This is a genomic window from Burkholderia sp. APQ4-4ca (genome assembly GCF_057837105.1).
This window is the reverse complement of record NZ_JBYQCG010000162.1, coordinates 1-9,791: the sequence shown is the minus strand read 5'-3', so window position 1 is coordinate 9,791 and position 9,791 is coordinate 1. Positions and strand designations below refer to the sequence as shown.

At 59.9% G+C, this 9,791-nt stretch carries 11 protein-coding genes; 7 read left to right on the top strand and 4 right to left on the bottom strand.

Annotated elements, in window-relative coordinates:
* The 3 genes from AC3IFE_RS18920 to AC3IFE_RS18910 all read left to right on the top strand — a co-directional run.
* Window positions 1-394 (top strand): enoyl-CoA hydratase/isomerase family protein (locus tag AC3IFE_RS18920; RefSeq protein WP_489191555.1); only part of this gene is annotated, 394 nt, incomplete at its 5' end.
* A 52-nt stretch (window positions 395-446) separates the two neighbouring features.
* Complete coding sequence (locus AC3IFE_RS18915) at window positions 447-1,118, top strand: peroxiredoxin-like family protein (protein ID WP_102648491.1); 672 nt, start codon at window positions 447-449, stop codon at window positions 1,116-1,118.
* Window positions 1,119-1,207: 89 nt separating this feature from the next.
* Window positions 1,208-1,924, top strand: a complete 717-nt coding sequence (locus AC3IFE_RS18910; RefSeq protein WP_126877707.1) for an SDR family oxidoreductase — start codon at window positions 1,208-1,210, stop codon at window positions 1,922-1,924.
* On the opposite strand, the gene AC3IFE_RS18905 is transcribed toward AC3IFE_RS18910, so the two are convergent.
* Both AC3IFE_RS18905 and AC3IFE_RS18900 read right to left on the bottom strand, forming a co-directional pair.
* Window positions 1,901-2,833, bottom strand: a complete 933-nt coding sequence (locus AC3IFE_RS18905) for a LysR family transcriptional regulator (protein ID WP_489191554.1) — start codon at window positions 2,831-2,833, stop codon at window positions 1,901-1,903. The genes AC3IFE_RS18910 and AC3IFE_RS18905 overlap by 24 nt on opposite strands.
* Before the next feature lie 206 nt (window positions 2,834-3,039).
* Window positions 3,040-4,155 (bottom strand): alkene reductase, encoded by a 1,116-nt coding sequence (locus AC3IFE_RS18900; protein ID WP_489191553.1) that lies wholly within the window; start codon window positions 4,153-4,155, stop codon window positions 3,040-3,042.
* Between the two features lie 243 nt (window positions 4,156-4,398).
* Here AC3IFE_RS18900 and AC3IFE_RS18895 point away from each other — a divergent pair, with 243 nt between their 5' ends.
* Together AC3IFE_RS18895 and AC3IFE_RS18890 are read left to right on the top strand one after the other, a co-directional pair.
* Window positions 4,399-5,028 carry a glutathione S-transferase family protein gene (locus AC3IFE_RS18895; RefSeq protein ID WP_489191552.1) on the top strand — a complete coding sequence of 210 codons (630 nt, stop codon included), beginning with the start codon at window positions 4,399-4,401 and terminating at the stop codon, window positions 5,026-5,028.
* Window positions 5,029-5,333: 305 nt separating this feature from the next.
* The gene (locus AC3IFE_RS18890) at window positions 5,334-6,020 is read left to right on the top strand and encodes an SDR family NAD(P)-dependent oxidoreductase (RefSeq protein ID WP_489191551.1); all 687 of its coding nucleotides are present in this window, start codon (window positions 5,334-5,336) and stop codon (window positions 6,018-6,020) included.
* Between the two features lie 412 nt (window positions 6,021-6,432).
* On the opposite strand, the gene AC3IFE_RS18885 is transcribed toward AC3IFE_RS18890, so the two are convergent.
* Together AC3IFE_RS18885 and AC3IFE_RS18880 are read right to left on the bottom strand one after the other, a co-directional pair.
* Window positions 6,433-7,059, bottom strand: coding sequence for a tyrosine-type recombinase/integrase (locus tag AC3IFE_RS18885; protein ID WP_059475058.1), 627 nt, complete (start codon window positions 7,057-7,059; stop codon window positions 6,433-6,435).
* Window positions 7,060-7,201: 142 nt separating this feature from the next.
* Complete coding sequence (locus AC3IFE_RS18880) at window positions 7,202-8,113, bottom strand: LysR substrate-binding domain-containing protein (RefSeq protein ID WP_042976918.1); 912 nt, start codon at window positions 8,111-8,113, stop codon at window positions 7,202-7,204.
* Window positions 8,114-8,212: 99 nt separating this feature from the next.
* Here AC3IFE_RS18880 and AC3IFE_RS18875 point away from each other — a divergent pair, with 99 nt between their 5' ends.
* Both AC3IFE_RS18875 and AC3IFE_RS18870 read left to right on the top strand, forming a co-directional pair.
* Window positions 8,213-9,130 carry a DMT family transporter gene (locus AC3IFE_RS18875; protein WP_021162302.1) on the top strand — a complete coding sequence of 306 codons (918 nt, stop codon included), beginning with the start codon at window positions 8,213-8,215 and terminating at the stop codon, window positions 9,128-9,130.
* A gap of 181 nt (window positions 9,131-9,311) precedes the next feature.
* A partial coding sequence (locus tag AC3IFE_RS18870; protein WP_489191550.1) for an NmrA family NAD(P)-binding protein occupies window positions 9,312-9,791 on the top strand: 480 nt, incomplete at its 3' end.

The following is a 9,791-nucleotide window of genomic DNA, read 5'->3' as shown; positions in this document are numbered from 1 at the left end:
TGTGGTGGCGACACCCGAGACGGTGTTTCAGGACATGCCACATGCCGTGTTCGGCATCGCTCCCAACGATGGCGTCCATCTGCTGTGGCCGGAAATGATCGGCAGCATTCGCGGCCGGTATTTCGTGCTCACGCAGCAAAAGCTCGGGGCCGAGGACGCAAAATCGCTGGGCGTAGTCAACGAGATCGTGCCTGCGGATCAGTTGCTGGAACGTGCGCACGCAATTGCCGCAACGATCGCAAAGCAGCCGCCGCTCACCACCAAATACACGCGCATCGGACTGACGCAGCGTCTGCGCCGCGTGATCGACGAGGGCATCGGCTACGGCCTGGCGCTCGAAGGGATCACTGCGGCCGAAGTGGCCCGCATTGCAGCCGCGCAGAACGCAGCCTGAATTTGCGGCCACCCGATTCCTCAATTCGCTATTCCCCTCAAGGAGAACGCTCATGTCACTGCAAGACAAACTCGATGCATTCCGGGCCGATTTCAAGGCGGGCAAACCACCGTTCAACGCACCGCCGGAGATTCATCCGGTAATGGAGCGTGCTACGGCAGAACTGATAGCAAGCGGACAGGCGGGCCGCGCGATCAAGGCAGGCGACCGCGCACCGCATTTCAACCTGAAAGATCAGGACGGCAACGACGTATCTTCTGCTGCTTTGCTGGTGAAGGGGCCGCTGGTGGTGACGTTCTATCGCGGCGTCTGGTGCCCGTACTGCAATATCGAATTGCAGGCGATCAACGAAGTGCTGCCGAAGATTCAGGCTTATGGCGCGAACGTCGTGGCAATCTCTCCGCAAACGCCGGTCAACAGCCGTAAATCGGTGCGTACCAATGAACTCGGTTTTCCGGTGCTGAGCGACGTGGTTGGCCAGACGGGCGCCGACTTCGGATTGCGATTCGCGTTGCCCGACTATCTGGTCGAGTTGTACAAGAACCTGAAGAACGATCTGCCGGCATTCAACAACGACCCCAGCTGGACTTTGCCGATGCCCGCACGTTACGTCATCGGACAGGACGGCATCGTGCTGTATTCGGAGGTCAACCCGGATTACACGCGTCGTCCGGACCCGTCGGACATGTTTCCGGTTCTGGAAAAAGCAACGGCCAACGCCTGAGCCCTGCCGCTCAACGCCAGCCGATTGCCACCTGCGCCGGAGAACCCGGCGCGGCTTTTCTAGCCCTTCCAGTTCGTAAAGGACATTTGATGACACAGCGTACATTTCTCGTAACCGGCGCGACCAAAGGCATTGGCCTTGCACTAACAGAACGGCTGATCGCCGATGGCCACCACGTGGTGGGCCTCGCGCGTGACGCAAGCGACTTTCCGGGCGAACTGGTCCGCGTCGATCTGGCCGATCGTGCCGCAACCGGCGCGGTACTCGATGACCTCGTTCGCCGCCATGCGTTCGATGGTGTGGTGAACAACGTCGCGCTGGTCAGACCGCAGCCTCTGGGTGAAGTCGCGTTAAACGATCTGGACGACGTTCTCGCGCTGAATCTTCATCCTGCGGTGCAGACCGTGCAGGCCCTGCTTCCCGGTATGCGCACACGCGGCTGGGGACGGGTCGTGAACATTTCCAGCCTGACGATTCTGGGCATGACGCAGCGCACGGCCTATGCCGCAGCGAAAGCAGCGTTGGTGAGCTTTGCGCGTTCGTGGGCGCTGGAACTCGCGGGCACGGGTATTACGGTGAACGCGGTCGCGCCGGGTCCGACCGAGACCGCACTGTTTCGCGCGAACAATCCGCCGGGCAGCGACGGCGAGAGGCGTTATCTGTCCGCAGTGCCGATGGGGCGCTTCGGCCAGCCGCATGAAATTGCCGCGACGATTGCGTTTCTGCTATCCGACGCGGCTGCTTTCATGACCGGCCAGACGCTTTATGTCGACGGCGGCGCATCAATCGGAAAGCTCGCTTTCTGAGGCCATGCCGTCGGTGCCGCTGCCAGCGGCACCAAGGATCTCTTCAACAAAGGCGACGAACGCTCGCGCCTTCGCACTCATCAGTCGTCCGGCGGGAAACACCGCCCACAGGTCGATCGAGGGCAATTCCCAGTCCGTGAGTACCGCTTGAACCGTGCCATCGGCAAGTTCGGGCGAGAACATCCATTCCGATGCGATCGCGAGACCTATGCCGCCGAGCACCGTCGTGCGGATGCCTTCGGCGGCGCTCACGCTGACGCGTCCAGACACGACAACGGCCACTTCCTTGCCTTGCTGGCTGAATGCCCACGACTCGCCACCGCCTCGCAACGAATACACGATCACCTGATGCTGACTGAGGTCCGCAGGCGTTTTCGGCGCGCCCGCTTCGGCGAGATACGCAGGCGTTCCAACAACCAGTCGGCGGCTTTGTGCAATGCGGCGTGCCGTCATCGTCGAATCATCGAGAGAACCCATGCGCAGTGCAACGTCCACACCCATTTCGAGCAGGTCGATGGTTCGATCGTCCAGCACGATATCGATCTGCAGGTTCGGGTGTCGGTCAAGAAACGTCTTGAGCGCAGGCAGGATATGCAGGCGCGCGAAGGTCACGGCGGCACTGATGCGCAGCACGCCGGATAGCCCGGTCGACGCGTCGCGCGCGACATGCTCGGCAAGCTCTACTTCTTCGATTGCGCGCCTCGCGTGCTCGTAGAAGCGCTGCCCCGCATCGGTGGGGGTCAGGCCGCGTGTCGAGCGCAACAGCAGTCGTACGCCGAGCCGCTCCTCAAGTTGCGCAATCGACTTCGATACGGCCGGTTGCCCGAGTTTGAGCCGCTTCGCGGCTGCCGAAAACGAGCCCGCCTCCACAACGCTGATGTACGTTTCCATTGCTGCCATCCGGTCCATGAAGTCGCTTCTCCTTGAAGGACCGTAAAGTCCGTGTTGTAGCCGAGATGTGTGTTCAGCCAGAAGTCTATCGCGCCAGAACATGGCCGATGAAGTCAGTGGTGTTAGCGGCCTTTGCATCGACATCGCAATCAGAATCCGCAAAAGCAAAACGACCCCGCACAGGCGATCCTGCGTCGGAGCCGTCAGCAACGCTCGCTTCTGTTTCAGATAACCGGCGCCGCGCTGTGGAAGGAATAATCGGTGTAGCCGCGCGCATCACCGCCATAGAACGTCGAGCGGTCGTAACGGTTCAGCGGCGCGCCGACACGCAGTCGCTCAGGCAGATCCGGATTGGAGATAAACAGGCGCCCGAAGGCGACGAGATCGGCGTCGCCTGCCTCGATGATGCGATGCGCGCTATCCGCAGTAAAACCGCCCGCCGCGATGAGTGTGCCTTTGAACACTTGCCTCAAATCTTTCGCGGAGACCGCCGAGGCCGCTGCGGCGACGTCATCGTTACCGCGCACACGCGGCTCGACTACATGCAGATACCCGAGCCCATAGCCATTCAGACGACTGGCGACATAGCCGAACGTGGCACGCGGATCGCTATCGGACATCGTGCCGTAGGAGCTTCCCGGCGACAGACGAACCGCGATCTGGCCTGCGTCCCACACCGAACTGATGGCATCGAGCACCTCGAACAGAAAGCGTGCGCGGTTCTCCAGCGAGCCGCCGTACGCGTCGGTACGGTGATTCGAACCGTCCTGCAGAAACTGGTCGGGCAAATAACCATTGGCGGCGTGCAGTTCGATACCATCGAAACCAGCCTGTTTCGCCAGTGTCGCAGCGTATCGGAATTCCTCGATTACGCTGGGAATCTCATCAAGTGCGAGTGCACGCGGGACGACCTGTTCGACTTCGACAACCTGGCCGCTTTCGTCGTGGATTGCCGAGTGTTCATAGGCGCGGATGGCAGAAGGCGCGACCGGCACTTCTCCGCCGATGTTGGCGGGATGCGCCTGTCGTCCCGCGTGCCACAGTTGCAGGAAGATTCGTCCGCCTTCCGCGTGGACGGCGTTCGTGACGCGTCTCCAGCCGCGCGCGTGTGCATCAGTGTAGATGCCCGGTGCGCCCACATAGGCGAAGCCGAGCGGAGAGACGGACGTCGCATCCGAAATCAGCAAGCCGCCCGACGAAGCGCGCTGCGCGTAGTAATCGACCATCAGATCGCCGGGGACGTTGTGCGCATCGGTGCGCATCCGTGTGAGCGGGGCCATGACGACACGGTGACTGACAGGATAAGGACCGACCTGAGTCTGGGTGAAGAGCATGTTCATTGCGCGTTACCTGAAAGATGAGAAGACCTCCGGATCTTCAGGGCAAGCGCGGATCTGCAGAAGACCGCACCGGGTGATAGCTGCCATTCCTGCGCGGAATAGCGAGAAGCGTGCATCGGCGGGCGTCGTGAGTCATTCCTTGCAGGAATAGCGCTTATCACTTCGGCCGGACTTCACCGAAGGTCAAATCCCGCGCAAAGTTCGTCTCACGTCAAGCCGTTACCTCCCAAAGGATCACCCGCCATGTACCACGTTCATGCATTCGCTACGCCCAATTCCGTCAAGGTGCCGATCGCACTCGAAGAGCTCGGAATCGACTACACGCTGCATGCCGTCAACGTTCGAAAGGGCGAGCAGAAGAGCGATGCATTTCTCGCATTGAATGCCAATGGCAAAGTGCCCGTGCTGACCACCGGGGATCGTAGTTTCACACTGACGGAGTCAGCAGCCATCCTTGTTTATCTCGCCGAGACGCACGGCAAGTTGCTCTCACAAGACCCGGTGCGCCGGGCGCGCACGTTTGAACAACTGTTCGTTCATGCGTCAGGACTGAGTCCGGCCTTCGGGCAAGCGGGGTACCTCCTCAAATTAGCGCCGGAGCCGATGCCGCACGCCATCGAACGCTTCTCGAGCGAAGCAAACCGTCAACTGAAACTTCTCGACGCGATTCTTGCCGGGCAGCCATTCGTCGCGGGCGATGAATATTCCATCGCGGATATCGCCCACTTCGGCTGGATATGGCGACGCGCCTTCCCGGACCTGACGCTCGACGAGACGCAGCATGTGCAACGCTGGTACGACACGGTACTAAGACGTCCGGCCGTAGCGCGCGCGATCGCAAAAATTGAGGCGCTCGCTGCGGCGGCGGGCTAGATAACCAGTACTTTATATACCAACTCCCCCTCCCACCGGCGTCAAGGTGAGTCTTGCTTGACGCCCGCTGTATCGAACTGAACGTATCGCAGGAAAGAGAAGGCAGGAGTGCATGAGAGAAAGGGGAAAGAAAAAGGATACATGACTTCACGTCATCTCAAACATGACACTTCCGTAGTGGATTCCTCAGCTACAGGGGGTTTAAATCGCCCTCAAGTTGGCTCGGCGACAGTTGGGCCGTGCTTAATAGTCGTATGTGGCGACTTTCGAAATGAGGTCGCCACCATGAAGAAAGGAGAGCTGAAATGACGGCTAAGACAGTTTTGGTAGTGGGTGCATCGCGAGGCCTAGGGTTGGCACTGGCTCAAGAGTACTGCGAGCGAGGATGGAATGTGATTGCGACTTCGCGCGGTCTGTCGTCCGGCCTGCAGCAGCTTCAGGAGCGCTATCCAGAAACGCTTTCAATAGAAGCGGTAGACGTGGTTGATCTCGGTTCGGTTAAGGCTCTGCATTCACGGCTCGCAGCGCACAAACTCGACGTGCTTTTCGTAAATGCGGGTATATGCAAGGCAAACGAACTCACGCCGCTTCAGGTGAATGAAAAAGACTTCCTGGACATGATGTTGACGAACGCACTCAGTCCCATGCGCATCATCGAACTGTTTCACAGTTCTGTGTCACCCGACGGTGTAATCGCGGTAATGTCTTCGGAGATCGGCAGTATCAGCAACTGCGTTGGTTTTTGGGAGCTGTATAGCTCCAGCAAGTCAGCGCTTAACATGCTGATGGCCGCATTCGCCGCTCGCAACAAGGACGACACGCGCGCATTGCTGCTTGTTGCGCCGGGCTGGGTTCGTACTGAGATGGGCGGCTCTGATGCGCTGCTCGAGATCTCCGACAGCATCCCGCACGTCGTCAGCATGGTCGAGCGCAACGCTGGCAAGCCGGGGCTTCGCTATACCGATCGCCACGGCGAGATCATTCCGTGGTGATTTTACCCTGTATCGAGCTGCTCTTAATCCGCCGGGGAGCTCACTCGCGTCACAAAGCACAGGCGAAAAACCACACCCTACAGCGTGACTGACCCGCATGCAGGGTGGGGCTGACCATCATTAAATCTGTTTCTGCTACCGCTCGGCTGCGCCGCCCCGCCGATACGGCGCGACTGTCACGACGGACATGCCTGCATCGCGCCCCATTGTGCTGGAACCGGAGTAGATAAATCAGGCGTCGCGCGCGTATCCAACTTGATCCGCCAGCAGGTTTTGCCGCAAACGATCGCCGCCACGCGGAATGCTCACAGTCGGTTCTTAGACAACAAGCCGACGCTGGAGTGCCGCCCAGGTGGCAGCGCCGAACGACAGAAGCTGGCCGGCAAGCGACCGCTCGCCGGCCAAGCCGCGATCAAACCTCGGTCTGCTCCGCCATCTCGAGGGCATCGTCGACCTCGATTCCCAGGTAGCGAACCGTGCTTTCCAGCTTTGTGTGTCCGAGCAGCAACTGCACCGCCCGAAGGTTTTTCGTCCGCCGGTAGATCAGCGAAGCTTTCGTGCGGCGCATCGTGTGGGTACCGTACGCGGTATCGTCGAGGCCAATCGATGCGACCCAGCGGTGTACCAGCCGGGCATATTGCCGCGTCGACAGGTGCGGTGACGTATGAATCCGGCTCGGGAACAGAAAATCCGCCGCCTTCAGTCCCCGGGTTTCGATCCACGCTTCGAGGCTCTCACGAGTCTGTTCCGTGATCTCAAATTGCACCGGCCGCTGGGTCTTCTGCTGCATGACTGTCGCTCTCGACGCCACTTGGCTTCCGTGACGGACATCCTGGACCCGTAACCGCGTGAGGTCGCACGCCCGCAGCTTGCTATCAATCGCGAGATTGAACATCGCGAGCTCACGAACGTTCGACGCCATCTGAAGTCTCGTCCGGATCGCCCAGATTTCCCGAAGCTTTAACGGTGGCTTCTGCCCGGTGAGCTTGCCCTTGTTCCACGGCACGCGGTGGACAACCACGACATTCTCGGATTCCATGACAATCTCCTTTCAAGCGAAGGGAGATTAAGTGTGCGCCGCGTCGGGCGGTCGCAACCCGACCCATTGCTGCCGGTCGGAATCGCATTATCCGGCGTCGGCATTAGAGCCGACAGCAGTCATTGAGACAATAATTCGACGGCTAGAAGTAGCCTCCACGCTGCGCACATCCCCTGGCGATGCTGTCGGTAAACCACGCCTTGAGCAATTGAACCGCCTGTTTGGTTGCGGCACTGGCGGGATGGACGAGGTAGTATCCGGCGTCCAACGCAAGCGCATTATCGAATGGCTCAATCAGTTCTCCACGAGCCAGTTCCGCTTCTACCAGCAGGGGGCTGGTAAGCACAACGCCTTGCGCGCGCACTGCGGCGTCGATCGCTATCAACGACTGGTCGAACCGGATACCGGTAATGGTTTCGATCTGCGAACCGTCGAGACCGCTGAATCGAGCAAGCCACGTGGCCCAGTGCGGGTGTAGCGTGTTATGGAGCAGTGTCGCCGTGCGCAAATCGTCGGGGCGCTTCAATCGGCGCTGCTTCGCGTATGCCGGATGGCAATACGCGCGTGCCTCGTCATGGCACAGCAGTTGAACGGATAGTCGTGCATCCATCCCGTCGAAATGCCTAACCGCGAGATCGACGCCATCCAGTTCGAAGTCGACCATCGTTGTCGATGTGCTCAGGCTCAGCGCAATCCCGGGGTTTGCCTGCAGGAAGTCGGCCATGCGTGGGGCGAACCACTTGGCAGCGAAGCTCGGCGGCATCGACAACCGCACGCCGCTACCGCGACGCTCACGAATGCGATGGCTCGCATGAATAAGCTCTGCCAGGGCGGGTTGAATCTGCGCGAAGTAGGCGCGACCATCCTCTGTGGGCGTTACCTGCCGTATCTGGCGCACGAACAGGGCAACGCCGAGCCATTCCTCAAGCTTCTGAATCTGCTGCCCTATCGCACCAGGCGTCACGTTCAGTTCCCGGGATGCAAGAGTAAAACTGCCGTGCCGCATGGCAGCTTCGAAGGCAGGAAGGGCTTTCAGCGGAGGAGTCGATCGCATAGCTCAGTTTTTCTATTTCATAGTCGACATTAAATCATTTGTAGAGCAAGGTGGTGCGGAACACAATCGGGACTTCATCCGCTTTCCTGGTGCGCTGACATGAATCCCGCCTATTTCGCTTTCGCCGCCCTCGGGTTCATCTGGGGCACCAATTTCCTGTTCATGAAGTGGGCGAGCGTCGATCTGGCTGCCAGTCAGATCGTCTTCCTGCGCGTGCTTTTCGGCTTCATCCCGCTGCTCACGGTCGCGCTATTCACTAAGGCGCTCAAATGGCGCCATCTTCGGCACGCTCACCACTTCGTGGTGATGTCGCTGCTTGCGACCGTGATTTACTACTATGCGTTCGCGAAAGGGGCCGGGCTGCTGTTCTCGAGCATTGCCGGGATGCTAAGCGGCGCCATCCCGCTTTTTTCCTTCCTGTGCGCATGGGCACTGCTGCGCGAGGAGCGCCCGAACGCGCGAATGATCGCGGGCATCGTCTGCGGATTCGTCGGCGTACTGCTGATCGCGCGTCCGTGGAATGCGCACGCGGCTGGCGTCAACCTGCTCGGAGTCGGCTATATGATCGCCGGCTCGCTCAGCGTGGGCTGCTCGTTCGTGTACGCGCGCCGCTTTCTTTCCGGCCTGGACCTCTCACCGCTCGCGCTGTCGACGTGGCAGATCGGCTTCGCACTGGTCCTGATCGGCTGCGTCACGGATTTCCACGGCATCGTGCGTGTGACGAGCGATGCGCGAGCGCTGCTCGGCCTCGTGCTGGGACTCGGTCTGACGGGCACCGGGATCGCTTACATCCTTTATTACTTCATCGTCGGACGGCTCGGAGCAGTGGCCGCGTCCAGCGTGACGTACATTCCACCGGTCGTTGCGTTGCTGATGGGTTCGTGGCTTGCGCAGGAACCGATCGGCGCAGTCGAACTATTCGCGATGGGCGCAATCCTCGGTGGTGTGTTTCTGCTGCAACGTGGCCGGCAACCACGCGCAGTCGCGGCGCGCGGTCCGGCGAAGGCGGCCGGTTAGAGCCGCAGTGTCGTATGAATGCTTCGATGAAATATCGCGCAGACCGCAATTCGGCATCTCGACAGAAGTTCACGGGCGAGTGGTCGGCGTACCGGTGCCCGATGCCAGATGAAGCTGACATCCGTGCCATCGGCGCGTAGCGGTCGGCAAATCTATCCAACTCATACCAGCGTAAACAAACATGTCTTCACGGGTCCCCTCGACCATATTCGTCATCGGTGGAACGGGCGCACAGGGATTGCCCGTCATCCGGGCGCTCGTCGCCGACGGCAAATATGCCGTGCGCGCCTTGAGCCGAGATCCTGAATCGCGACGGGCCATCGAGCTCTCCACTCTGGGGAACGTCTCGATCGTGAAGGGCACGTTTGCCGATGAAGCGGTCCTGCGTGATGGTTTTCGTAATTGCAGCGCAGCGTATATCAATCTCGATGGATTCAACACCGGGGAGAAGACTGAGATTTATTGGGCCATCCGATGCTATGAAATAGCCATCGAAGAAGGAGTCAAGTTCTTCGTGTATGGAAACCTCGATTACGCGCTCAAAAGGTCCGGATACGATTCCCGGTTTCGGACAGGCCACTATGATGGCAAGGGCCGCGTAGGGGAATGGATTCTGTTCCAGAACCTGACAAACCGGGACCGGATGGGCGCCGCGCTGCTT